This is a genomic window from Geodermatophilus sp. URMC 64, from assembly GCF_053502555.1.
This window is the reverse complement of sequence record NZ_CP199955.1, coordinates 2,182,638-2,205,265: the sequence shown is the minus strand read 5'-3', so window position 1 is coordinate 2,205,265 and position 22,628 is coordinate 2,182,638. Positions and strand designations below refer to the sequence as shown.

General features: G+C 74.0%; 22 protein-coding genes and 1 pseudogene. 12 read left to right on the top strand and 11 right to left on the bottom strand.

The window, feature by feature from the left end:
* Nucleotide 1: 1 nt before the first annotated feature.
* Together ACWIYF_RS10840 and ACWIYF_RS10835 are read right to left on the bottom strand one after the other, a co-directional pair.
* On the bottom strand, nucleotides 2–799 hold the full coding sequence (locus ACWIYF_RS10840; protein WP_448628136.1) for a DUF6544 family protein: 798 nt from the start codon (nucleotides 797–799) through the stop codon (nucleotides 2–4).
* A complete protein-coding gene (locus ACWIYF_RS10835) occupies nucleotides 796–1,044 on the bottom strand; it encodes a hypothetical protein (protein WP_448628135.1) in 249 nt (82 codons plus the stop codon). Before ACWIYF_RS10835 ends, ACWIYF_RS10840 begins: the two co-directional genes overlap by 4 nt.
* A 108-nt stretch (nucleotides 1,045–1,152) precedes the next feature.
* Here ACWIYF_RS10835 and ACWIYF_RS10830 point away from each other — a divergent pair, with 108 nt between their 5' ends.
* The 4 genes from ACWIYF_RS10830 (at nucleotide 1,153) to ACWIYF_RS10815 (ending at nucleotide 3,938) form a co-directional block, all read left to right on the top strand.
* The gene (locus ACWIYF_RS10830) at nucleotides 1,153–1,743 is read left to right on the top strand and encodes an Rv1733c family protein (RefSeq protein WP_448628134.1); all 591 of its coding nucleotides are present in this window, start codon (nucleotides 1,153–1,155) and stop codon (nucleotides 1,741–1,743) included.
* Between the two features lie 134 nt (nucleotides 1,744–1,877).
* Nucleotides 1,878–2,522, top strand: a complete 645-nt coding sequence (locus ACWIYF_RS10825) for a CBS domain-containing protein (protein ID WP_448628133.1) — start codon at nucleotides 1,878–1,880, stop codon at nucleotides 2,520–2,522.
* 19 nt (nucleotides 2,523–2,541) lie between these two features.
* On the top strand, nucleotides 2,542–3,408 hold the full coding sequence (locus ACWIYF_RS10820; protein ID WP_448628132.1) for a universal stress protein: 867 nt from the start codon (nucleotides 2,542–2,544) through the stop codon (nucleotides 3,406–3,408).
* Nucleotides 3,405–3,938 (top strand): flavodoxin domain-containing protein, encoded by a 534-nt coding sequence (locus ACWIYF_RS10815; protein WP_448628131.1) that lies wholly within the window; start codon nucleotides 3,405–3,407, stop codon nucleotides 3,936–3,938. Before ACWIYF_RS10820 ends, ACWIYF_RS10815 begins: the two co-directional genes overlap by 4 nt.
* Here ACWIYF_RS10815 and ACWIYF_RS10810 read toward each other — a convergent pair.
* Nucleotides 3,929–4,438, bottom strand: coding sequence for a universal stress protein (locus tag ACWIYF_RS10810; protein ID WP_448628130.1), 510 nt, complete (start codon nucleotides 4,436–4,438; stop codon nucleotides 3,929–3,931). The genes ACWIYF_RS10815 and ACWIYF_RS10810 overlap by 10 nt on opposite strands.
* A gap of 196 nt (nucleotides 4,439–4,634) precedes the next feature.
* On the opposite strand from ACWIYF_RS10810, the gene ACWIYF_RS10805 reads away from it, so the two are divergent.
* A complete protein-coding gene (locus ACWIYF_RS10805) occupies nucleotides 4,635–5,009 on the top strand; it encodes a pyridoxamine 5'-phosphate oxidase family protein (RefSeq protein ID WP_448628129.1) in 375 nt (124 codons plus the stop codon).
* A gap of 82 nt (nucleotides 5,010–5,091) precedes the next feature.
* Nucleotides 5,092–6,810 (top strand): GAF domain-containing protein, encoded by a 1,719-nt coding sequence (locus ACWIYF_RS10800; RefSeq protein WP_448628128.1) that lies wholly within the window; start codon nucleotides 5,092–5,094, stop codon nucleotides 6,808–6,810.
* Between the two features lie 6 nt (nucleotides 6,811–6,816).
* Here the strand turns inward: ACWIYF_RS10800 and ACWIYF_RS10795 are convergent, their stop codons facing one another.
* Nucleotides 6,817–7,485, bottom strand: coding sequence for a response regulator (locus ACWIYF_RS10795; protein ID WP_448628127.1), 669 nt, complete (start codon nucleotides 7,483–7,485; stop codon nucleotides 6,817–6,819).
* A gap of 150 nt (nucleotides 7,486–7,635) precedes the next feature.
* Between ACWIYF_RS10795 and ACWIYF_RS10790 the strand changes: the two genes are divergently transcribed.
* The gene (locus ACWIYF_RS10790) at nucleotides 7,636–10,050 is read left to right on the top strand and encodes a phosphoketolase family protein (protein WP_448628126.1); all 2,415 of its coding nucleotides are present in this window, start codon (nucleotides 7,636–7,638) and stop codon (nucleotides 10,048–10,050) included.
* Between the two features lie 225 nt (nucleotides 10,051–10,275).
* Here ACWIYF_RS10790 and ACWIYF_RS10785 read toward each other — a convergent pair whose 3' ends face one another.
* Complete coding sequence (locus ACWIYF_RS10785) at nucleotides 10,276–11,949, bottom strand: hypothetical protein (protein ID WP_448628125.1); 1,674 nt, start codon at nucleotides 11,947–11,949, stop codon at nucleotides 10,276–10,278.
* 264 nt (nucleotides 11,950–12,213) lie between these two features.
* Here ACWIYF_RS10785 and ACWIYF_RS10780 point away from each other — a divergent pair, with 264 nt between their 5' ends.
* Complete coding sequence (locus tag ACWIYF_RS10780) at nucleotides 12,214–12,423, top strand: hypothetical protein (RefSeq protein WP_448628124.1); 210 nt, start codon at nucleotides 12,214–12,216, stop codon at nucleotides 12,421–12,423.
* A 33-nt stretch (nucleotides 12,424–12,456) separates the two neighbouring features.
* Here ACWIYF_RS10780 and ACWIYF_RS10775 read toward each other — a convergent pair whose 3' ends face one another.
* Entirely contained in the window at nucleotides 12,457–13,377 is a 921-nt protein-coding gene (locus tag ACWIYF_RS10775) for a DivIVA domain-containing protein (protein ID WP_448628123.1), read from the bottom strand.
* 248 nt (nucleotides 13,378–13,625) lie between these two features.
* Here ACWIYF_RS10775 and ACWIYF_RS10770 point away from each other — a divergent pair, with 248 nt between their 5' ends.
* The 4 genes from ACWIYF_RS10770 (at nucleotide 13,626) to ACWIYF_RS10755 (ending at nucleotide 17,765) form a co-directional block, all read left to right on the top strand.
* Nucleotides 13,626–14,153 (top strand): flavodoxin family protein, encoded by a 528-nt coding sequence (locus ACWIYF_RS10770; protein ID WP_448628122.1) that lies wholly within the window; start codon nucleotides 13,626–13,628, stop codon nucleotides 14,151–14,153.
* 468 nt (nucleotides 14,154–14,621) lie between these two features.
* Nucleotides 14,622–15,647 (top strand): neutral zinc metallopeptidase, encoded by a 1,026-nt coding sequence (locus tag ACWIYF_RS10765; protein WP_448628121.1) that lies wholly within the window; start codon nucleotides 14,622–14,624, stop codon nucleotides 15,645–15,647.
* 331 nt (nucleotides 15,648–15,978) lie between these two features.
* The gene (locus ACWIYF_RS10760) at nucleotides 15,979–17,139 is read left to right on the top strand and encodes an LLM class flavin-dependent oxidoreductase (protein WP_448628120.1); all 1,161 of its coding nucleotides are present in this window, start codon (nucleotides 15,979–15,981) and stop codon (nucleotides 17,137–17,139) included.
* Nucleotides 17,136–17,765, top strand: a complete 630-nt coding sequence (locus tag ACWIYF_RS10755) for an FMN reductase (RefSeq protein WP_448628119.1) — start codon at nucleotides 17,136–17,138, stop codon at nucleotides 17,763–17,765. The genes ACWIYF_RS10760 and ACWIYF_RS10755 overlap by 4 nt, the downstream gene beginning before the upstream one ends.
* A 55-nt stretch (nucleotides 17,766–17,820) precedes the next feature.
* Here the strand turns inward: ACWIYF_RS10755 and ACWIYF_RS10750 are convergent, their stop codons facing one another.
* The 5 genes and pseudogenes from ACWIYF_RS10750 to ACWIYF_RS10730 all read right to left on the bottom strand — a co-directional run.
* On the bottom strand, nucleotides 17,821–18,531 hold the full coding sequence (locus ACWIYF_RS10750) for an AmiS/UreI family transporter (RefSeq protein WP_448628118.1): 711 nt from the start codon (nucleotides 18,529–18,531) through the stop codon (nucleotides 17,821–17,823).
* 401 nt (nucleotides 18,532–18,932) lie between these two features.
* A complete protein-coding gene (locus ACWIYF_RS10745) occupies nucleotides 18,933–19,157 on the bottom strand; it encodes a hypothetical protein (RefSeq protein ID WP_448628117.1) in 225 nt (74 codons plus the stop codon).
* A 374-nt stretch (nucleotides 19,158–19,531) separates the two neighbouring features.
* Nucleotides 19,532–20,785, bottom strand: a complete 1,254-nt coding sequence (gene fmdA / locus ACWIYF_RS10740) for a formamidase (protein WP_448628116.1) — start codon at nucleotides 20,783–20,785, stop codon at nucleotides 19,532–19,534.
* A gap of 508 nt (nucleotides 20,786–21,293) precedes the next feature.
* Entirely contained in the window at nucleotides 21,294–22,085 is a 792-nt protein-coding gene (locus ACWIYF_RS10735) for an ATP-binding protein (RefSeq protein WP_448628115.1), read from the bottom strand.
* A gap of 118 nt (nucleotides 22,086–22,203) precedes the next feature.
* Nucleotides 22,204–22,608: pseudogene (locus ACWIYF_RS10730) on the bottom strand (PAS domain S-box protein); the annotation flags it as partial.
* Nucleotides 22,609–22,628: the final 20 nt, after the last annotated feature.

The following is a 22,628-nucleotide window of genomic DNA, read 5'->3' as shown; positions in this document are numbered from 1 at the left end:
CTCAGGGTGCGACGTTCCAGGCGACGGTCCGGGGATCGACGCGGGCCCGGCCGTACTCGTAGGGCCCCTCGGGCAGGTGCCAGACGGCCCGGCCGCCGTCGGGCAGGGGACGCGCGCCGGACGTCGTCCAGCCGTCGACCGGCGTCGTCCATCGGGCCCGGGTCGGCCCGCCGGGCAGGGTGGCGTACCGGTCCTCGGTGCTGACGTCGCGCACCCGGTCCCGGTCGTCGACGGTGACCCGCGCGGTGACCGTCCGCCCGGCGTCGGTGAGGGCGACGTCGAACGCGGTGTCGTCGACGGCGGACCAGGTCACCGCCGGGCTCATCAGCATCGTGGGGGCGAGCAGCACCGCGTCGTCGAGCCAGGTGACGAGCTCGCTCGTGTCGAACTCGGGACCCGCGCCGTCGGCCACCCGGACCAGGCCGAGGAGCGTGCCGCGCATCCGGCCGGTCCCGTCGAGGTAGCTGTCCACGCCGACCATCGGCACGACCCCGGCCAGCGCCAGGCGCATCGCGTACACACGCCCCGGGACGGGAGCGGTGTTGTACTGCTCCGCCACGAACGGCGCCCAGCCCGAGCCCGGCCGCAGTCGGAACGAGCCGGTCCACCGCGCCCGCACCGACCGGTCGCGCGGGCGGCCGACCGCGCCGGTGAACCGCAGGTACCGCTGCGCCGGGCCGGGCAGCGCCGCGAGGTCGGCGTCGGTCACCGGCGCCAGATCGCCCGGCCCAAGGGGCAGGCCGAAGGCGGTGACCCGCCGGCGCAGGCCCGCACCCAGGACGGCGGAGCGCAGCCTCACGCGGGGCGTCCCTCGCTGCGCCGCGCGAGCCTGCGCAGCATGCGCCGCTCCATGACCAAGCCGATCGGCGCGACGACCCGCCACAGCAGGCGCCGGGACGGGGGGAAGTCCAGCCGCCGCCGCAGCAGCAGCGCGGCCAGCACCTCGGCCCCGCCGACGACCACGTCGCGGACCGCCCGGGCGCGGCCGGCACCGGGCGGTCGCCGGCGGGATCCGGAACGGCGGGCGAGCGCGGGGACGGCCATGCGCAGGACCCTGCAAGCCCGGCGCGCGGCGCGGTGAGGTGCGAAGGTCTCCCCGCCTCGGGACCTCGGCCCCGTCCGCGGGAGGCCCGGAACGGCGAGGCTGATCGCGTGTCGGGATCTCGCGCGCCCGCGCGCACCCTGCGGCGGCGGTTCGTGCTGGGCTCCGGCCCGCTGAAGCGGACGTCGGACCGGGTCGAGTTCCTCTCCCGCCTCGTGCTCCTGCTGGCGCTGCTGACGGCCGTGCCGGCCGGCCTGGTGGTGGGGGGCACCGCCGCCGCGGACCTGCGCGCCGTCGCCGAGGAGCAGGCGGCGACGCGGCAGCAGGCCAGCGCGACACTGCTCTCCGACGCGCCGGAGCACAGCGGCTCCTACCCGAGGAAGGTGCCGGCGGCCGCCGTCTGGACAGGGCCGGACGGCGGAAGCCGCACCGGCGACGTCGACGCCCCGGCCGGTGCCCGGGCGGGCTCCCCGGTCGCGATCTGGGTGGACCCGGACGGCCGGGTGACCGAGGCGCCGCTGACCGACTCGGAGATCACCGGCCAGGGCGTGGTGCTCGGCGCGCTGACCACCATCGGTGTGATCATCGCGGGGCTGAGCAGCCACCTGTTCGTGCTGTGGCAGTTGGAGCGGCACCGGTTCCGGCGCTGGGAGGCGGGCTGGGCCGCGGTGGAGCCCCTGTGGGCCAGCCGGTTCCGCTGACCGACGTCCGCACCTCGCTCAGAGGGACGGAGGTCCCGGCCCGGTGCGCCCGGAGACCCTGAGCCGGGCACCGGCCGCTGCCTAGCGTCGAGAGCGAAAGCGACGACGCGGGCACCGACGACGAGGAGCGGACCGTGCAGGCCAGGGACGTCATGACCCGCGAGGTGGTCACGGTGGGACCGGACACCTCCGCGAAGTACGCGGCCGAGGTGATGGCCGAGCGCGGGTTCGCCGCGCTGCCCGTGGTGGACGACGACCGGGTGGTCGGCATCGTCGCGGAGGCCGACGTGCTGCGCGACCGGCTGCCGCACGACCCGCGGCTGCACGCACGCCGTGACGAGCCCGCCGCGCCGACGCCGTCCCTGCTCGTGCGGGGCGTGATGACGACCCGCGTGCGGTCGGTCGACGCGACCGCCGACCTGGCCGACATCGCCCGCCTGTTCGTCGACGACCGGCTGCGCAGCGTGCCGGTGCTCGAGCACGGCCGGCTGGCCGGCATCGTCAGCCGCCGCGACCTGCTGCGCGCGCTCGTGCGGTCCGACGCGGACATCCGCGCCGAGGTGCTCCGGCTCGTCGAGGGCTACACCGGCGACCTCGGTGCCTGGGACGTGGCGGTGGCGGAGGGCATGGCCACCATCCGGCGCACCCGCGGCGGCCCACAGGTCTCCGCCGAGGTCGAGGAGCGGGCGCTGCGGGCGCTGGCGACCACGGTGGGCGGCGTCGTCGGCGTCCGGATCCTCACCGATCCCGTGCCGGCCGACCGGCCGGTGTCCGCCTGACCCCGGGAAGGGGACCGCGATGACCGCCCTGCCCGTGCTCGCCGGCGTCGACGGCTCCCTCCGCGCGCTCGCGGCCGCCCGGCTCGCCGCCGACGTGGCACGACGCCGCGACGCCCCGCTGGAGCTGGTCACCGTGGTGCCGTGGCCGTACGACGGCCTCACCGCGCCGCCCCCGGACCTCGACCTCCCGGCCCTGCTGCGGGAGAGCGGCGGGTCGGTCGTGCGCGCGGCCGCCGACGTGCTCGGCGAGGACGGCGTCGCGACCGTCGTGCGCGACGGCGACCCGGCCACGGTGCTCGCCGAGCTCTCCGCCGGAGCGCAACTCGTCGTCCTCGGCAGCCGGGGGGCCGGCGGGGTGGCCGGCCTGCTGCTGGGATCGACCGCCGCCGGCGTGATCGCGCACGCCCGCTGCCCCGTCCTGGTGCTGCCCGACGACGCCGCGGTGGTGGTGCGCGGCCGCCGGTCGGTCGTCGTCGGCGTCGAGGGCCGGCCGGGGGACGAGGGGGTCCTCGCCTTCGCGTTCGCCGAGGCGGCCGCCCGGCGCACCGACCTCGTCGCGGTGCACGCCTGGCAGGACGCCGTCCTGGAGACCGCGCTGCGCACCGCCGCGCCGCTGGTGGACTGGGCCGCCGTCCGTGCCGACGAGGAGCGGGTGCTCGCCGAGGCGCTGGCCGGCTGGCGGGACAAGGAGCCCGACGTCGAGGTCCGCGAGGTCGTCGTCCGCGACCGGCCGGCCCGCGCGCTGGTCGCCGCGGCGATGACCGCCGAGCTGCTCGTCGCCGGCCACCGGGCCCGCCACCGGCCGGCCTCGACCACCTCCGCCGTGCTGCACCGGGCGACCTGCCCGGTCGCGGTCGTCCCGCTCGCGTCGCAGGCCGCCCGGTGACCGCGCCCCGCGTCCTCGTCGTGGCCGCCAGCAAGCACGGCGCCACGGCCGAGATCGCCGACGCCCTGGCCCGGGGGCTGGCCGACTCGCCGGCCGGCCGGGCCTCGGGCCTGTCCGCGGTCGCCGTCCCCGCCCAGCAGCGGCCGGAGCCGGCGCCCTTCGCCGCCGTCGTCCTGGGCAGCGCCGTCTACGCCGGCCGCTGGCTCGATCCCGCCCGCGAGTACGCGTCGCTGCACGCCGACGCGCTGCGCGCCCGGCCGGTCTGGCTCTTCTCGAGCGGGCCGATCGGGGAGCCCCCGTTCCCGCCCGACGTCCCGCACGACGCCGCCCCGCTGGCCACCCTGACCGGCGCCCGGGAGCACCGCGTGTTCGCCGGGCGGCTCGACAAGGCCCGCCTCACCTTCGGCGAGCGCGCGATGGTGACCGCCATGCGCGCGCCGGTCGGCGACTTCCGGGACTGGGCGCAGATCGCCGGGTGGGCGGCGGACATCGCCGCGGCCCTGACCGGGGTGCCGGCCGCTCAGGCCTGAGCGGCCCCCGTCGACGCGCCCGCCCGGGACCACGGCCGGGAGGAGCCGGCGCGGACGACGGTGACCGGGCACCGGGCGTGGTGCACGACCTGGTCGCTGGTCGAGCCCAGGAGCAGGCCCGAGAAGCCGCCGCGCCCGCGGGCGCCCACGACGACCAGATCGGCGCCCTTGCTCGCCTCGACCAGCGCCTTCGCCGGGGGCCGGTGGACTGCGTGGGCGCGCACCCGCACCGACGGGTCGAGGTTCGCGCCGGCGACGCAGGCCTCCAGCTCGGAGTGCACGGCCTGCTCGAAGTCGGTCATCGGGGGCACGTACCCGGGTTCCCAGGTCGCCGGCCGCGGCGCGGTGGTCATCCCCCACGCCCGGACGACGTGCAGCGCCAGCCCCGCCCGCCCGGCGAGCCCGGCCGCCCAGACCATCGCCTCCTGCGCGCACTCCGACCCGTCGTGCCCGACGAGGACTCCCCCGTCGATCGTCACGGCCTCGCAGACCTCGGCCACTCGCCGTCCTCCTCGCGTCCGCACGGTGTCTCCCAGGCTGCCCGGCAGTACCCGGACCCGTCAGGGACCAAGGCTCCGCCGGGCGGGACGTCCGTCCCTGACGCCAACTGCCCGGCCCGGCCGAGAGTTCCAGACGGACGCATCCGGCGTCCGCACCGGGGTCCCGGTGCACCCTCGGGACGGCGGGGGGCGGCCGGTGCCGACCACGGACGAGGACCGGGCGCACGAGACGCTCGGCCGGGAGGAGTGCCTGCGCCTGCTCGCCGGTGCCGGCATCGGCCGGCTGGCCTACACCCGGGCCGCGCTCCCGGCGATCCGCCCGGTGTCGTTCTTCCTGCGCGGGGGGGACGTCGTCATCCCGGTCCCGACGGGGAACCCGCTGGTCGACGCGGTCCGCGGGGCGGTCGTCGCCTTCGAGGCCGACGTCTACGACAGCGGCGCACGCACCGGCTGGGCGGTGACCGTCGTCGGCACCTCGCACGTCCTGCCCGACAGCGTGGCCCCGGACGTCTGCCTGATCTCGGTCCGGCTCGGGCTGGTGGAGGGCTGGCGGACCTCGCTCCCGGTGTGACGGCCCAGGCTCGGATCCCCGCGCCAACCGCTTCCGCTCCGCCGCCCGCGATGGCACGGTGCTCGCGGGAGGTGCTCCTGCGATGCCAGGCCCGGAGCGGCACACCGAGAGCGGCGGACCTGACGTCTCGCCGCTGTCGGCCATGCGGCTGACCGAGCTCATCGACGAGGTGCAGGACCGGCTGTCCTCGGTGGCGCGGGCGCAGGCCCGGGTGCAGCACCTCCTCGACGCCTTCCTCAGCGTCTCCACCGGCCTGGACCTGCCGAGCACCCTGCGCCGGCTCGTCGAGGCGGCGGTCGACCTGGTCGACGCCCAGTACGGCGCCCTGGGCGTGCTGCGCCAGGACGGCGACGGCCTGGCCGCGTTCCTCCACGTCGGGGTCGACGACGAACTGGCCGCGCGGATGGGCGCTCTGCCCGAGGGCAAGGGCGTGCTCGGGCAGCTGATCAGCGAGCCCTACCCGCTGCGGATCCGCGACCTCGGCCGGCACCCCAGCTCGGTCGGGTTCCCGCCGCACCACCCGCCGATGAAGAGCTTCCTCGGGGTGCCGGTGCTGGTCCGCGGCAAGGTGTTCGGCAACCTGTACATGACCGAGAAGCGGCACGGGGAGTTCACCGCCGAGGACGAGGCGGTGCTCACCGCGCTGGCCGGCGCCGCCGGCATCGCCATCGACAACGCGCACCTCTACGAGGAGAGCGAGGTGCGCCGGCGCTGGCTGGCCGCGATCGCCGACGTCCGCGCGGTGCTGCTGGACGCGCCGTCGGCCGGGGCCGCCCTGGTCCTCATCGCCGAGCGGCTGACCGAGCTGACCGAGGCCGACGCGACCTGGCTGCTGCTGGGTCCCGAGCCCGGCAGCGGGACCTACACCATCGCGGCCCAGAGCCGCCGGGGGCTGCGCGACCTGACCGGCGAGCGGACGTCGGCCGCCACCAACCCGGTGCTGGCGGCTGTGGAGGCCGCCGGTGGGGTCGTCACCCTCGACCTGACCGCCGTCGAGTTCGGGGACCGTGACCTCGTCGGCCAGTGGGGCCCGTGCATCGCGATCCCGCTGCGCGGGACGCACGCCGAGAACGCCCTCGTCATTGCCTGCCGCCGGGCCGGCGCCGCGCCGTTCGACGAGTCGGTCCTGCCGCTGGTCACCGCCTTCGCCGACCAGGCCACCGCCGCGCTCGACATGGCCGCGCGGCAGCTGCTGGCCCACCAGCTCGACGTGTACGAGGACCGCGACCGCATCGCCCGCGACCTGCACGACCACGTGATCCAGCGGGTCTTCGCCTCGGGCCTCGCCCTGCAGGCGGTGCTCCCGCGGATCGCCGATCCGGAGGTGTGCGAGCGGATCGCGTTCGTGGTCGGGCAGCTCGACGAGACCGTTCGGGACATCCGCACCACGATCTTCGACCTGCACACGACCGGCGCGGTCGCGACCGGCGACAGCCTGCGCCGGCGGCTGCTCGACATCGTCACGCAGACCGCCGTGGGCCTGGAACCCACGGTGCGCATGTCCGGCGCCGTCGACCACCTGGTCACGGGGGACCTCGCCGCCGACGTCGAGGCGGTCGCCCGGGAGGGGGTCAGCAACGCCGCCCGCCACTCCGGCGGCCGGCACGTGACCGTCACCCTGGACGTCGCCGACGAGGTGGTGCTCGAGGTGGTGGACGACGGGCGGGGCATCGACCCCCGGGCCGCCCGCAGCGGGCTGCGCAACCTCGAACGGCGCGCGGAGAAGCACGGCGGCGAGGCGTCGGTCGAGCCGCTGCCCGAGGGCGGCACCCGGCTGCGCTGGTCGGCACCGCTGCGCTGACCGCGCTCAGCGAGGGGTCGGCGGCGCGCCGCGCAGCTCGGTCGCGAGGACGGCGGCCTGCGTGCGGCGCTCGAGACCCAGCTTGGCCAGCAGGTGGGAGACGTAGTTCTTGACGGTCTTCTCGGCGAGGAACATCCGCTCGCCGATCTGCCGGTTGGTCAGGCCCTCCCCGATGAGCTCGAGGACGGTGCGCTCCTGCTCGCTGAGCTTGGCCAGCGGGCCGGCCGGCTCGGCCGCGCGGCGCATCCGCTCCAGCACCACCGTCGTGGCGGTGGGGTCGAGCAGCGACCCGCCCGCGGCGACCGTCCGCACGGCGGTGACCAGGTCCTGCCCCAGGATCTGCTTGAGCAGGTAGCCGGCGGCGCCGGCCATGATCGCCTCGAACAGCGCCTCGTCGTCGCTGTAGCTGGTCAGCATGATGACCTTGAGCTCGGGCATGCGGGAGCGCAGCTCGCGGCAGACCGACACGCCGTCCCCGTCGGGCAGCCGGACGTCGAGGATCGCGACGTCCGGGCGCAGCGCCGGCACGCGGGCCAGCGCCTCCGCCACGTTCTTCGCCTCGCCGATGACCGAGATGCCCGGGTCGCTCTCGAGCACGTCGGCGACCCCGCGGCGCACGACCTCGTGGTCGTCGAGGAGGAACACCGTGATGGCCGCCGCTGCATCCCCGCTCATGACCTGCAGAGGCTAGGTGCACGAGGTCCCGGTCGGCGCAGGGTCGAAGGTCCCGTCCGCGCTGCCGTCGTCCCCCTTCGGGGCGCAAGCAGGTCGGTCGGGGACGAAAGCCCCCGGACGTGGACCGGCCGGTTCCGACAGCATCGGGCCATGACCGCCACCGAAGCCGCACCGGCCGCCACGGGCTACTCCGCCGACGAGCTCGACCTGGACCTGCGCTGGTGGGCGGCCGCCAACTACCTCACCGCCGCCCAGATCTACCTGCGCGACAACCCGCTGCTGCGCGAACCGCTGCGGCGCGAGCACGTCAAGCCGCGGCTGCTCGGCCACTGGGGCACCAGCCCGGGCCTGACCATGGTCTACGCGCTGCTCAACCGGCTGATCCGGCGCACCGGCAGCGAGGTCCTGCTGGTGACCGGTCCCGGGCACGGCGGCCCGGCCGTGCTGGCCGGCGCCTACCTCGACGGCACCTACAGCGATGTGCACCCGCAGGTGAGCCGCGACCTGCCCGGGCTGATCCGCCTGGTCCGGGAGTTCTCCACCCCCGGCGGGGTGAGCAGCCACGCCGGCATCCACATCCCGGGCAGCATCCACGAGGGCGGCGAGCTGGGGTACGCGCTGGTGCACGCCGCGGGCGCCGCCTTCGACGACCCCGAGCTGCTGGTCGCCTGCGTGATCGGGGACGGCGAGGCCGAGACGGGGCCGCTGGCGGCGTCGTGGCGGCTGCCGGCGTTCCTCAACCCGCGCCGCGACGGCGCGGTCCTGCCGATCCTGCACCTCAACGGGTACAAGATCTCCGGGCCGACGATCTTCGGCCGCACCTCGGACGAGGACGTCTGCGCGTTCCTGCGCAGCCAGGGCTGGGACCCGGTGGTCGTCGCCGGCGACGACCCGGCGGTGGTCTTCCCCGCCCTGGAGTCCGCGCTGGCCGGCGCCCACGCTGCGATCCGCGCCACCCAGGCACGCGCCCGGTCGGGGGACGGAGGGGGCGAGACCTCGCCGTGGCCGGTGATCGTGCTGCGGACGCCGAAGGGCTGGACCGGGCCGCGCGAGGTGGACGGCGTGCCGGTCGAGGGGACCTTCCGGGCCCACCAGGTGCCGCTCTCCGGCGTCCGGGACAACCCGGCCCACCTGGCGCAGCTGTCGGACTGGCTGCGGTCCTACCGGCCCGAGGAGTGCTTCACCGACGACGGCCGGCTCGTCCCGGAGCTGGCCGCGCTGGTGCCCGAAGGCGACCTGCGCATCTCCGCCAGCCCCCGAGCCGGCGGCCCGCGCTTCCGCGTGCGGCCCCTGCCGATGCCCGACCTGGAGGACTACGCGCTCGAGGTGCCCTCCCCCGGCGTCCTCGAGCACGAGACCACCCGGCCGCTCGGTGAGCTGCTGCGCGACCTGATCACCCGCACCAGCCGGACCGACGGGGGCGGCGACTTCCGGCTCTTCTCCCCCGACGAGACCAACAGCAACCGGCTCGGTGCGGTGTTCGAGGCCACCGACCGCTGTTGGCAGCTGCCGCGGCTGCCGGGCGACGACCACCTCGGCCCCGACGGCCGGGTCATGGAGGTGCTCAGCGAGCACCTCTGCGAGGGCTGGCTGGAGGGCTACACGCTCACCGGCCGGCACGGGCTGTTCGCCACGTACGAGGCGTTCGCCATGGTCAGCGCCTCGATGATCGTGCAGCACGCCAAGTGGCTGCAGCTGGCGGTGCACCACCCGGGGCGGACGCCGGTGCCGTCGCTGAACGTGCTGCTGACCAGCACGACGTGGCGCAACGACCACAACGGCTTCTCGCACCAGGGCCCGGGCCTGATCGACACCGTGGCCCCGCTGGCGCCCGACGTCACCCGCATCTGGTTCCCGCCGGACGCCAACAGCGCGCTGGTCGTCGCCGGGGAGTGCCTCGCCGGCCGCGGGCAGCTGAACCTGATCGTCGTCGACAAGCAGCGGCACCTGCAGTACCTCGACCTCGACGGCGCCCGCACGCTGGTCTCCGCCGGGGCCGCGGTGTGGGAGTGGGCCGGTACCGAGGAGCCCGGCCGGTCGCGCGCCGACCTGCCGGACGTCGTCCTGGCCGCGATCGGCGACGTCCCGACGATGGAGGTGCTCGCCGCGGCGCAGCTGATCCGCGAGCACGTGCCGCACCTGCGGCTGCGGGTGGTGAACGTGGTGGACCTGATGGGCCTGCTCCCGCCCGGGGCGCACCCGTCGGCCTTCTCCCCCGAGCACTTCGCCGACCTGTTCACCGACACCGTCGACGTCGTCGTCGCGTTCCACGGCCACCCGCCGGCGATCCACCCGCTGCTGCACGGCCGGCCGGACGTCGACCGCTTCCACGTCCGCGGGTTCACCGAGCACGGCACGACGACGACGCCGTTCGACATGGTGGTGCTCAACCGGATGAGCCGCTACGACCTCGTCCTGGAGGCGCTGCGCCGCTCGCGGCGGGTGCCCGAGGGCGGCGACCGGCTGGCCCGCCTGTGCCGCGAGCAGCTGGACCGGCACCGTTCCTACGTCGTCGAGGCGCTGGAGGACCTGCCCGAGGTGCGCGACTGGACCTGGTCGGCCTGAGGCGGCGCCGGCTACGGCCAGCACCTTCTGTCAGACCCCGTCCGGCCAGACCTGCGGTCCGCGTCCCCCGACCCGGACGACGGCTCGCCGCGTTCTGATCGGCGCCGGGCCGCGTCGACATGTCGACGTGCCGACACGACGTCATACGGAGGTGCTGCTGCGCGCTGCTCGGGCCGGCGGATGCAGGCCGTCGTCCCTCGACCCGTGCGGGCCGCCGAGGACGGGTCAGTTGGTCGGCAGCTCAGCAGCGTTGCTCTGCTGTCCGGCCTCCCCTGCAGCTCTGGCGTACGAAGCCTGCGCAGCGCCACCCATCAGCTCTGCGGCCATGTCTCTGATGAAGTCCTCGAGGGTCTTCGGCTGGGCTCCCGTGCGAGGGGTCTTCTGCCGCTCCCGCTGGAGAGCCGCCAACCACGACAGGTCGTCCAGCATCCGACGAGCGAGTTGTGTGATCTCCCCCAGTTCGGACGGCTGAGCTGCATCCCCTTGCAAGACCAGCCGGAGGATCTCCTTCATGTCGCTGTCGACCGGGTCCGACTCATCGTCGGTCGGTGAGGTGACGGGGCGGTCGGGAACTGCTAGGCCCCAGGCTCTTCCCTCGATGTCGGACCAGGCACGCCACCCTCCCCTCCACCCGGTCGTGCTCTCCGACCGGCTGCAGGTCACGGGGATCACGGATCCAGCGCCCGCACTCGCCGGCGGCGCAGGGACTTCTTGCAGGGTGTACGTGTCGTACTTGATCAGTAGCCATCCGGCGACGGCACGGTCACGCAATCGTCGACGACGAGCCTCCGCCTCCATCTCCGCCGGCATGCCTGCAGACGCAGGATCGAGCATCTTGCACGCGATGTTGCGCAATATCTCGGCGCTGCCCTGCGTGCACCATGTCTGATACAGGCCGTCCTCCGCGATCTCGCGGAACAAACCGATCTCGGCGACCCGGTCGATGAGGAGTTCCACCTCCTCGCAGAGGACACCGACACCGTCTTCGTGAAGCTGCTCAATCGCCCAGAACGTCGTCCCCAGGATCCGGTCGGCATCACGAACGAGAAGCGTCCTCGCCCGGATCCCCGTCTCCAGCGAGCGCACCACGGCACGACCGACCTCACCGCCGAACCAGCCTTTGTCCCGCCCCCTCTCGTCGTGGCTTTCCGACGCGTTCGCCACTTCAGGCGATGGCGTCCAGATGTCCTGCCAATGCGTGTCGACGACCGTTCGGGTCTTCTTGTACTCCTGGGGAGGTAGGCAACGCAGCTCGTTCTGTTCGCTCTCCGGCCTGTGCTCGCCGGTGGCTGATCGGATGTACCACTCGACCAAGTTGCGCATGGCCACGAGGGCAAGGGTGATGTCACGGCTCTCCCCGCTGCCGCACGCGGTACGCAGCCACTGGCGGATGGTGCGGACGCTCCTGTACGCATCCTCGGACTCCAGGAACCCTTGCTCGTCGGGACGGCACAGCCGGTCGGCGTAACGCTCGGGCTGCACGAAATCCCGCAGCAAGCCGAAGATCACGACGACGGCCCAGCCCGCGTACAGCGCGGTTGCCGCAGCCAGAGCTGTGGCCAGAACGGCAGGCACACCACGTATCGCGGCGTCATCCCTCGGTACGCCCGGCGCGAAGACCGCGAAGAGCAAGCTGGCTATCAACAGCAGTACTCCGGCGCGAAGCACGAAGCGGCTGCGCCTGCTGCTCAGCAGTACCTCGACGCCACGGGAGCCGAGCGGCGAGTGGATGACCTGAGCGATGACGAACACGGTGGCCGCGGCGAAGACGAACACCGCCACCACCGTTGCGGGAACGATCTGGAGGAGCGTGGTGAGGTATGCCTGATCCCAGATGACAGTGCCGGGGACCGGACCGCCCGGCCAGGACGGAAACGGGATCAGGAATTCCCCTCCCATGGCCCGATCTCCCTCCGTTCTCCCGCGCCGGACACTTCACTGATAGCGGCCAGGAATGGACGCGGAGCGCGTCAAGGGTGGCACCTATCCGGACGCCGTGGTGCCGGAGACGAGCCGCGCTCAGAGGCTGGCCGGCAAGCGGACGAATCCGACGGAATGGGCATGCCGTGCAGGGCGACCACGCGACCGAGGTGGCCGGGGCCTTGGGTTCCGGTGGCCGACGGGTGGAGGATCACGGCGTCAGCGTGTGTATGCGGAGGGTCCATGCACGACGACGACGGAAGCCTGGACGACGTGAGCCTGGAGGACAGCATCCAGCTGGACTTCGACCTGGCCCGGCTGGAGCTGGCCGAGGCGCAGCGGGCCGCGCGGGCCGACGACACCCCAACCGCCCGGCTGCGGGTGGCCGCGTGCCGGGCCCGGGTCGACGACATCCTCGACATGTGGAACGACGTCCTGCTGACGTCGGCCTGACCAGCGACGGCGCGGCCCGGCGCGCCCGCCGCGTTAGATCGCGGTGCGGCCCGCCGGCCCCGCCGCGGCGAGGTCGCCGAGGTCGCCCACGCCCGCGACCGTCTGCAGGGCGACGCCGATCTGCTCGTCGAGCCGCAGCAGCGACTCGCACGCCCGCTCGCGGCGGCGCTGGAGCTCGTCGAGCTCCCCCTGCGCCTCGGCGAGCGCCGCCTCGGCGGCGGCGGCCGCCTCCTCCCGCTCCCGCCGGGCCGCGGCGCGCGTGTCGGCCAGCCACCGGGCCATGTCCGCCTCGGCCCGGGAACGCGCCTCCGCCGCCTCCCGGTCCAGCCGCTCGCGCTCGGCCGCGGCGGCGCGCAGCAGATCGGCCGCCTCCGCCCGCGCCCGCTCCAGCTCGGCCGCGGCCTCGGCGCGGACCAGCCGCGCCTCCTCGCGGATGCGGTCGCCGGCCTCGATCGCCATCTGCTTGATCTCGTGCGCCTTGCGCAGCCGGGCGTCGGCCTCGATCCGCGCGTCGGCGAGGATCTGCTCGGCCTCCGCCGCACCGGCCGCGGTGAGCTCCGCCGCCTCGTCGGCCGCCATGCGCAGCATCCGGCCCATGCGCTCGGAGAGGACGCTCATCTCCTGGCCCTCGGGCGACCGGGCCAGCAGCCGCCGGGCCATCTCGAGCTCGGCCGAGGCCCGGCCGTAGCGCTCGACCAGGTCGTCGGTCTCCCGCCGCATCGCGCGCAGCTCGGCCTCGGCCCAGGCCACGTAGTTGTCCACCTCGAGGCGGTCGTAGCCGCGCACCGCCGTCCGGAACACCGGCGCCGTCGTGAACAGCGCGTGCAGGTCGCCGGAGAAGTTGGGCCACGAGGGGTCGTCGACGACGAAGTTGCCCGCGGCGGTCGCCCCCGCCGGGGTCGGGGCCTCCGGCTCTCGGCCCGCGCCGCTGGCGACCTCGGTGCGTCGGAACATGCGGCTACCGCCTCCTGGGATCGTGCTGACCTTCCCGCACAGTGACAGACACGCCGCGACGGCCGCGCGACCTCACGGGCGCGTCGGACGCCGCCCCGGCGTAGCTACGCGTGCGGTGCCGCTGCCGTCACGGCTCGTGGTCGATCGGGGACTCCCAGGTCACGATCCGGTCACGACGGGACCCTCCGCCCGCGGTTCGGGACGTATGCCCCCTGGAGCGGCCGCGGCCTTCCGGCCAGCGTCGTCGCATGGACGTCGCGATCGTGTACGAGACGCTCTTCGGCACCACCCGGTCGGTCGCGGACGCTTTGGCCGCGGGGGTGCAGGACGCCGACCCGCAGGCGCGCGTCACGGTGCTGCCGGTGGACGACGCGCCGCCTGAGCGCGTGTCCTCGGCCGGCTTGCTGCTGGTCGGCGGCCCCACGCATGCCTTCGGGATGAGCCGCGCCTCGACGCGCGCGAGCGGCCGGCAGCAGGACGTCGCCGCCGCCGACGCCGCGCACGCCAGCGCGACCGGCGTGCGGGAATGGCTCGACGCGCTGCCGCCCGCCCCGGCCGGCGCGCTCGCGGCGGCCTTCACCACGCGGGTTGCCAAGCCTCTGGCCGGCAGCGCGGCCAAGGGGATCGCCAAGCGGCTGCGCAGGGCCGGCTACGAGCTCGCCGCCGAGCCGGAGGGCTTCGCGGTCACCGGCACCGAGGGGCCGGTGAAGGACGGCGAGCTCGAGCGGGCGCGGCGGTGGGCCCGGGACCTGGTCGGCCGGCTCGTCGCACCGTGAGCGCGGCGGCGTCCGCTTCCGCCACCCGCCGCGGATCGCTCGCCGTCGTCCTCGGCGAGTGCGCATCGGCTTCGCGGGATCTCGGACAGCGCCTCCCGCAGCGGAGCGGGCAGGTACGTGATCACGGCGGAGGCGTTGGCGACGATCTCGCGTCCCGCCTGACTATCCGATGCAGAACTTCGATTGGTCACCCGCGCGTGGAATCGAGAAAGGCAGTTTCGGCGAGACGGATCTGTCTCGAAGCGGTTCGCCGGAACTGCCCGGATCTGCTCCGCGATGCCGTGAGAAGTGCCGCTTGATCGAGCAGGTCGAAGAAAGTTGCCCGGACCGCCGTGCGAGCTCTTGCATACAGCAGTCCGTCATGCTGAGTAATCTTCCCGGTGCCGTCCGCAAAGGTTTGCACAATGCTGTGGTCCGTGTTTACGGTATCCGGCCTGGCACCTGTCGCCTACCGCATCGGAGCGGACCATGACCCGTCCGCGCAAGACACTCATCACCCTCACCGTCACGGCAAGCCTTCTCCTCACCGCATGCAGCGGTACGACTTCGGCGAGCGGCGGAGGCGACGCCACCGAAGCACCGGCCTCGACGACGGAACCGACCGAGATCGAGGCCGCGACTGCGTCCGCTCCGTCCCCGAGTCGAGCGCCGATCGAGGAACTGAAGGGTCTGGCGGCTCCTCCGGACGATGCGGTGCCCGAACCGCCTCGTCCGGACAAGGAGATCTCGGCGATCGTCGGCGAGGAGCAGTTCGCGACTCTCGAGGACTACCTCCACACGATCATGGCTGATCTGGAGGCCGTCTGGGTGCCCTGGTTCCTGAACAGCGGCTACAACGAGCCCGACCTGATGTACTTCGTCATCTCGGCGGGGCAGGTGGAGTCGGCCAACTGCATCGACCCATACACGGGATCGATCCCGTTCCTGGTCGAAACCAACTACCCCAACGTCTTCTACTGCGGCAACCAGCAGACACTGGGTGCGGACGGGCACCTCTATGACGGAGGGCTTTACCTGCCGGTCGGCATGATGGCCGCGATCTACAACGCGCAGGTCTTTCCGGGCACGATCCCGGGTGACTTTGCCGCGGCCTACGTGGTGGCTCACGAGTACGGACACCACATCGTGGACGAGATGGTCAAGCAAGCCGGATTCACTCGTCCCGAGAAGCCGATGAGCGAACTGATCGCGGACTGCCTGGCGGGCGTGTGGGCCGCCAGCGTCGGATACCGCGAGCTGCTGGCGCCCGGAGACCTGGACGAGGCTCTCACCGCCGCATACGCAGGCGGCGAGCTGCCGGGACAGCGTCCGGACCACGGGCTGAAGGAGGAGCGCGCCGGAGCGTTCCTGGTCGGGTTCTCCGGGATGCCGGACTACGGCTACAACGCAGGGGATCCGCAGGGATGCTGGGACTACTACTGGGCGTTCGACGAGAACACCCAGGACAACTACTGGAGTCCGTATCTCGATACGCGGCTCCCGGTTTACCCGTAACGAGCGCACCGTCCGCGAGGAGGTCCGGCTTCGGCCCCCTACCAGCCGGCCTGGATGCTGCGGCTCGTCGGCGTGGTGCCGCTGGTCGACACCGTCAGGCAGCGCGATCCCGCTCGGCATCCAGCGGCGCGCCGAGGCCCGCGGATGACGCCGGCCGCGGCGCACCGGCGGTGGGCCGATGTCTCCGAGCCGCAGGCGGCCCGCTTCCGGTTCGACCGGCGTCGCTGAGCACCTCTCCGGGTGGGGCAGGCGGCCGCGGGCATAGAGGAGAGTGCGGCTACGTTGTGCCGGGCGAAGGTAGTTGCACTCTCAACTAGCAACGGAGACTGTCATGCAGTTCGGGATCTTCTCGGTCAGCGACATCACGACCGACCCGACGACCGGCCGCACGCCGAGCGAGGCGGACCGGATCAAGGCGATCATCACGATCGCGAAGAAGGCCGAGGAGGTCGGGCTGGACGTCTTCGCGCTGGGCGAGCACCACAACCCGCCGTTCTTCTCGTCCTCCCCCACGACCACCCTGGGCTTCATCGCGGCGCAGACGACGACGCTGCAGCTGTCGACGGCGACCACGCTGATCACCACCAACGACCCGGTGAAGATCGCCGAGGACTACGCGATGCTGCAGCACCTGGCCGACGGCCGGGTCGACCTGATGATGGGCCGCGGCAACACCGGGCCGGTCTACCCGTGGTTCGGACAGGACATCCGCAACGGCATCGAGCTGGCGGTGGAGAACTACGCGCTGCTGCGCCGGCTCTGGCGCGAGGACGTCGTCGACTGGCAGGGCCGCTTCCGCACCCCGCTGCAGGGCTTCACCTCGACGCCCCGCCCGCTGGACGGCGTGCCGCCGTTCGTGTGGCACGGCTCGATCCGCAGCCCGCAGATCGCCGAGCAGGCCGCCTACTACGGCGACGGCTTCTTCCACAACCACATCTTCTGGCCGCCGGAGCACACCCAGCGGATGGTCGAGTTCTACCGCCGCCGCTTCGAGCACTACGGCCACGGCGCGGCCGACCAGGCCATCGTCGGCCTGGGCGGGCAGGTGTTCATGCGCAGGAACAGCCAGGACGCGGTGAACGAGTTCCGCCCGTACTTCGACAACGCCCCCGTCTACGGCCACGGCCCGTCGCTGGAGGAGTTCAGCACCGAGACGCCGCTGACCGTCGGCAGCCCGCAGCAGGTCATCGAGCGCACCCTGGGCTTCCGCGACTACGTCGGCGACTACCAGCGCCAGCTGTTCCTCGTCGACCACGCCGGCCTGCCGCTGAAGACCGTCCTCGAGCAGCTGGACATGCTCGGCGAGGAGGTCGTGCCGGTGCTGCGCCGCGAGTTCGCCGCGCTCAAGCCCGCGCACGTCCCGGACGCGCCGACCCACGCGAGCCTGGTCGCCGCCGCCGGCGGGGCCAAGGACTCGACGGTCCACGCGCCGGCCGACGACGTGACCGGTCAGGTGCGCGGCGAGGAGGCCGAGGAGGTGGAGGTGCGATGACCACCCGCACGCTCGCCGTCGTCAGCGCCGGCCTGTCCGTCCCGTCGTCCACCCGGCTCCTGGCCGACCGGCTCACCGCCGCCACGGTCGAGGCGCTGCGCGAGCGCGGCGTCACCGCCACCGTAGAGGTCGTCGAGCTGCGCGAGCACGCCCGCGACCTGGCCGACAACCTGGTGACCGGCTTCCCGAACGCCGCGCTGCGGGCGGCGGTGGAGACCGTGACCGGCGCCGACGGCCTGATCGCCGTCACGCCGATCTTCTCCGCCTCCTACAGCGGCCTGTTCAAGACGTTCTTCGACGTCCTGGACCGGGATGCGCTGACCCGCAAGCCGACGTTGTTGGCCGCGACCGCCGGCACCGCCCGCCACTCCCTCGCGCTGGAGTTCGCGCTGCGCCCGCTGTTCGCCTACCTGCGGGCGGCGGTCGCGCCGACGGCGGTCTTCGCGGCCTCCGAGGACTGGGCCGGTGGGGACGGCGTCAGCCGGGCGCTGGGCGAGCGCGTCCGCCGGGCCGCCGGCGAGCTGGCCGACCTCATCGCCGGCCTGCCGACCGCTCCTCCCGCGGACACGCTCGAGGGCCCGTTCGGCGGCACCCCGTCCTTCGAGGAGCTGCTCCGCGGCAACTGACCCGCGTCGGAGCAGGGGACGGCGCACCGCCCTCTGCTCCGCCCGGAGCACCGGCTCAGCGCGAGCCGGACTCCGACCCGTAGCGCTGCTGGTCCGCGGCTGTGCGGGGCAGCGGCATGCCCTCCGGCACGCCCTCGGCGAACTCCGAGGTCTCCGGCGTGACCGCCGCGCGAGCCCGCAGCAGCGGGGAGAGCGCCACCAGCGAGCCCACCTCGACGATGGCCAGGACGACCGCCCAGGTGTTCACGTTCGTCGTCCACGAGCCGGTGAGGATCAGGAACGCCGGGACCGCGCAGGTGAAGACCCCGGCGACGACCGCGATCGCACCGGTGTACCGGCCGTACTCCTCGCGCCCGAGACCGAGCACCACCCAGAACAGCCCCCAGAGCACCGCCCAGTAGAGCCAGATGACGCCGAAGCCGTTGTCGAACAGCGGGTTGGCGAAGAAGAAGTTCAGCAGGGAGTACGTGACCGCGGCGCACGCCACGAAGGCCGAGAACCAGCCCAGCCCGGTGCCGTCCAGGCCGGCCAGCAGGTTGATCCCCACGTACAGGTAGGTGAAGCCGAAGAGGTAGATCCCCGCGGCGAAGAGGATCACGTCGGGATCGCCGCCCGAGGTGAGGATCAGGACGGTGGGGGTGACCACCTGCAGCGCGCCGACGAACAGGTTCAGCGGCGCGGCCGCCCGGGCGTCGACCCGGCCCAGCAGCATCAGCCCGTTGACGATCAGCACGGGCCCTACGTAGAGCAGTCCGACAGGTCCCACGTGCACTCATCTCCTTGCGTGCCCAGACGGTGCGGAAAGGTCCCCCGTGTCGGTGTGGCGACGACGCGCCAGACGACGGGACGCGCCGGACGGCCCAGGACGTCCGGACCTCCCGGGCCGGGTCGGCGGCGCGCGGAACCGGCGCCAGCCCGCGGACCCGGGCCCCCACAGCGGCGCCCCCACGTGTCCCTGACTGCGGACATGGGCCGCCGACCTCCCTGTCGGTCGGTCATGCGCCGCGCCCGCGGCCCGGCGCCGCTGCCGACCGCTGCGGGACGACGATCTTGCCGACCGCCGCGCGGAGTCAACGTCTGCCCCGCACCGGCCGGCCGGTGCGCCGCCGTACCCGCGCGTCCTCACCGGGTGTGCGGGCCGGCACGCGGTCCGCACGAGCGCCGCCGTCAGCGCGCGGCGTCGTCCCCCTCGTCGGCGAGCGCCGCATCCAGCACCGCCGCCAGCCCGGCCAGGCTCCGGTGCGGCCCGTCGGTCCGCAGCACCACCGGCTCGGCCGGGCCGCCGTCCTCCTCGGCCAGCGCGTCGGAGAGGTCGTGCGCCGTCCGCAGCGCGGCCTTGCCGAACCGGTCGACCGCCTCGTGCCGCTCGATCGGCAGGTGTTCGTCGGGCACGGGCCGAGTCTCCTCCCCCGGGGCCCACCGCGCCGACCGCCTCGTGCGGGGTGTCCGCACCCAGGGTGAGTCGGCGGCTCCGGGTGGGTATGCCTCCGGCGGCTCCCCAGCCAGCAGGGGCCGCACGGAACCGGCGAAGGAGCGAGCGATCCGTGGAGACCCGGGTCGAGGTGTGCTGGACCTGCCCTCCCTGCGAAGTGGCCGGACAGGACGCACCGAGGGCTGGAGGGGCCAGCCCCCGGTGCTGGAACTGCGGTGGACCGGTCGTCGTGACCGCCCGGCCCACCGTCCGGACCCATGAGGGCCAGGACCCGTCCTGAACAGCGGCGGACGCGGCGGTCGACCGCAGGGTGACCGCCGAGCCCCGTGATCGATCAGGACGTGACGGCGCACTGCCCCCGGTCGGCCTTGACCGGCCCCGACGCCGACGGCCGGACGTCGAAGTCGAAGATCGCGGTCGGCAGGTACAGCGACGCGCAGGCGTTCGGGATGTCCACGATGCCGCTGATCCGGCCCTCGATCGGGGCGGAGCCGAGCAGCAGGTAGGCCTGCTCGCCCGAGTAGCCGAACTTCTTCAGGTACTCGACGGCGTTCAGGCACGCCCGCTTGTAGGCGAGCGTGGCATCCAGGTACTTGTTCGTGTTGCTGTCGTGGTCCACCGAGACGCCGATGAACGTCAGGAACTCCGAGTAGCGGGGCTCGACGTTGCCCGGCATGAAGACGGGGTTCGTGGTCACGCCGTAGGTGTCCATGCCGCCCTTGATCAGGTCGACGTGGAAGTCGATGAACCCGCCCATCTCGATGGCGCCGCAGAAGGTGATCTCACCGTCGCCCTGGCTGAAGTGCAGGTCGCCGCCGGAGAGCTTGGCGTCCTTCACGTGCACCGGGTAGAAGACGCGGGAACCACGGCTGAAGTTCTTGATGTCGTGGTTGCCGCCGTTCTCGCGCGCCGGCACCGTGCGTGCCCCGTCCCGCGCGATCCCCTCCAGATCGCTTCCGGAGGCACTGCCGCCCAGGGTGTTCTGCTCCAGGGGCGGGAGCGCCAGCGGGGGCACCCGGTCGGGATCGGTGTCGATCAGCGCCCGTTCCCGGGCGTTCCAGCGGGCGAGGAGCTCCGCCGACGGCGCGGTGCCGAACAGCCCCGGGTGGGTCAGCCCGGTGTAGCGGACCCCCGGGATGTGCCGGGAGGTGGCCACCTGACCCGAGAAGTCCCAGATCGCCTTGTACGCGTCCGGGAAGTAGTCGGTCAGGAAGCCGCCGCCGTTGACCTTGGCGAAGATGCCGGTGTAGCCCCAGCCCTGGCCGGGCGCGTCGCCGTACTCCTGCGGCGCCTGCACCGGGCCCAGGTCGAGGATGTCCACGACCAGCAGGTCGCCGGGCTCGGCGCCCTCGACGCCGATCGGCCCGCTGAGCATGTGCGCGCGCGTCAGGTCGACGTCGCGGACGTCGTTGGCCGAGTCGTTGTTGCCTATCTGGCCGTCGGTCCACTCCCGGCACTCGACGCGGAAGGTCTGTCCGGGCCGCACCATCGTGGCGACCGGGATGTCCGGGTGCCAGCGGTTGTGCCCGGGTACGGCCTGGTCGCGCATCGACTTCGCCTGATCGACGGTGAAGACGACGTCTGGCATGTCCCCCACTCTCCGATCTTCGTTACCGCTGCAGGGTCCGGTCCGCCGGAGCGGACCGTCTGGGTGGGCGAGGAAGACCTCCCTTCTCCGTCTCGCGGAGCCCCCGCACTCCCTGCGGTCTGACCGGTGCCCGCCGCTACGGTCGCGGCAGGGCCTGCCACCTCGGGTCCGCCGGCGCCGACCGCCGCGCCGCCGGCGGGATCGCGGTCGTCACCTCCGGCGCGTCGCTGCTCGCCTCGTCGCGCAGCCGTGCCGCCGCGACCGGGCCCGATCCCCGGCTCACCAGCGGCGGCGTGTACATCCGTCGCCCCGCCGCACCGCAGCGGGGGCACGTGCTCGTCGGCTCCGCCGTCCCGATCGGCCGGTGGACCTCCCAGGGACCGCACGTCCCGCACCGGTACACGTAGCCGGCCAAATCGAATGCCCCCACGGGTTCGGACCGCGCTCGGTGAAGAGGCGAAGCTAGCGGTCCCGGTGCCGACTGCGACCCCCGTGTCCCGGAGCGGGATCACGCACGCTCGCGCGTCGCTACCTCCGGCTCTCGCCGGGTGACGAGGGGTGCCGGCGGTCCGCCGCCCGGCAGGACGACGTCGAGCCCCGGCGTGCCGCGCACCAGCTCGTCGAGCAGGCCGATGCCGATGCTGGTGAGGTGGCCCAGGCCGGTGAGGTCGAGCAGCACCGGGCCGGACGCGCCGGCCTCCCGCAGCAGGTCCTCGCGCACCGCCCCCACCCCGTCCATGTCCAGGTCGCCGGCGACCTCGACGCAGCGCCCGCCGCCCCGTTCGATCACACGCACCTCGGCCGGCCGCGCGGGGCGATCGGGCGCCCACCCCCCGGCGGCTTCCGGCGCCGAGTACAGCGGGACCCGGAAGCCGACCGTGGTCCCGTGCGGCCCCGGCTGCAGCCGCACCGCGTCGGCCAGCTCACGGATGATCTGCAGCCCGCGGCCGCGGAACCCCGGGTCGGCCGGCACCGGCCGCCACGTCCCGGCGTCGGTGACGGTGACCGCGACGGCGTCGTCCTCGGCGGCCGCGGCCACGCGCACGGCCCCGGCCCCGGCCCCGGTGCCGTAGGCGTGTTCCACGGCGTTGGCGACGGTCTCCCCCAGGGCGAGCTGGAGGTCGCCGGTCGTGCGCGGGCCGAGCCCCGCCTCCTCCGCCCAGCCGGCCACCGACCGCCGCAGGTCCCGCAGCCGCGCCGGATCGGCCGGCAGCAGCCGGGCGGCCAGGACGGCGACGTCGTCCTCGGCGCGGGCGGCGGGGAGCAGCGCGGCCAGGACGACGTCGACCAGCCCGGCCACCCCGGTGCCGCGCGCCGGCCGGGCGGCCGCGGCCAGCCGGGCGAGCCCGTCGTCGAGGGTGGCGCCGCGGCGCCTGCTCGGCCGCCGCGGCGGCGCGGCCGGCGTCCGCGGCGAGCCGATCGCTGACGTCGAGGACGCTGCCCCGGACGAGCACGCGGTCCTCTGCCGGCAGCCGAAGCAGCGTGACCTCGCAGGGCAGGTGGCTGCCGTCGGCCCGGCAGTGCGTCCACTCGAAGCGCGGCCGGCCCCCGGCAACCGCGGCCTGGACGTGGTCCCGGGCGGCGTCGGCCGACGCGCGGCCGTCGGGCTGCACCGGAGGGCTGACGTCCACCGGGCCGAACTGCAGCAGCTGCTCGCGGGCCAGGCCGAACAGCTCCTCCGCGGCGCGGTTGACGGTGACGAAGCGGCCCAGCCCGACGTCGAGGATGACGATGGCGTCGGGCGCCTGCTCGACCGGGGCGCGGTAGCGCGCCAGCTGCGCCGCCGTCGTCTCGCCCGGTCCCGTCAGGGTCGGTTCGCTCATCCACGGGCCTGCGACGACGG

Excerpts from the sequence above, each read along its gene's own strand:
- ACWIYF_RS10785 (WP_448628125.1), bottom strand. The coding sequence starts at position 11,949 with ATGGGAGGGGAATTCCTGATCCCGTTTCCGTCCTGGCCGGGCGGTCCG.
- ACWIYF_RS10775 (WP_448628123.1), bottom strand. The coding sequence starts at position 13,377 with ATGTTCCGACGCACCGAGGTCGCCAGCGGCGCGGGCCGAGAGCCGGAG.
- ACWIYF_RS10800 (WP_448628128.1), top strand. The coding sequence starts at position 5,092 with ATGCCAGGCCCGGAGCGGCACACCGAGAGCGGCGGACCTGACGTCTCG.
- ACWIYF_RS10755 (WP_448628119.1), top strand. The coding sequence starts at position 17,136 with ATGACCACCCGCACGCTCGCCGTCGTCAGCGCCGGCCTGTCCGTCCCG.
- ACWIYF_RS10820 (WP_448628132.1), top strand. The coding sequence starts at position 2,542 with ATGACCGCCCTGCCCGTGCTCGCCGGCGTCGACGGCTCCCTCCGCGCG.
- ACWIYF_RS10760 (WP_448628120.1), top strand. The coding sequence starts at position 15,979 with ATGCAGTTCGGGATCTTCTCGGTCAGCGACATCACGACCGACCCGACG.
- ACWIYF_RS10795 (WP_448628127.1), bottom strand. The coding sequence starts at position 7,485 with ATGAGCGGGGATGCAGCGGCGGCCATCACGGTGTTCCTCCTCGACGAC.
- ACWIYF_RS10790 (WP_448628126.1), top strand. The coding sequence starts at position 7,636 with ATGACCGCCACCGAAGCCGCACCGGCCGCCACGGGCTACTCCGCCGAC.
- ACWIYF_RS10770 (WP_448628122.1), top strand. The coding sequence starts at position 13,626 with ATGGACGTCGCGATCGTGTACGAGACGCTCTTCGGCACCACCCGGTCG.
- ACWIYF_RS10835 (WP_448628135.1), bottom strand. The coding sequence starts at position 1,044 with ATGGCCGTCCCCGCGCTCGCCCGCCGTTCCGGATCCCGCCGGCGACCG.
- ACWIYF_RS10780 (WP_448628124.1), top strand. The coding sequence starts at position 12,214 with ATGCACGACGACGACGGAAGCCTGGACGACGTGAGCCTGGAGGACAGC.
- fmdA (WP_448628116.1), bottom strand. The coding sequence starts at position 20,785 with ATGCCAGACGTCGTCTTCACCGTCGATCAGGCGAAGTCGATGCGCGAC.
- ACWIYF_RS10765 (WP_448628121.1), top strand. The coding sequence starts at position 14,622 with ATGACCCGTCCGCGCAAGACACTCATCACCCTCACCGTCACGGCAAGC.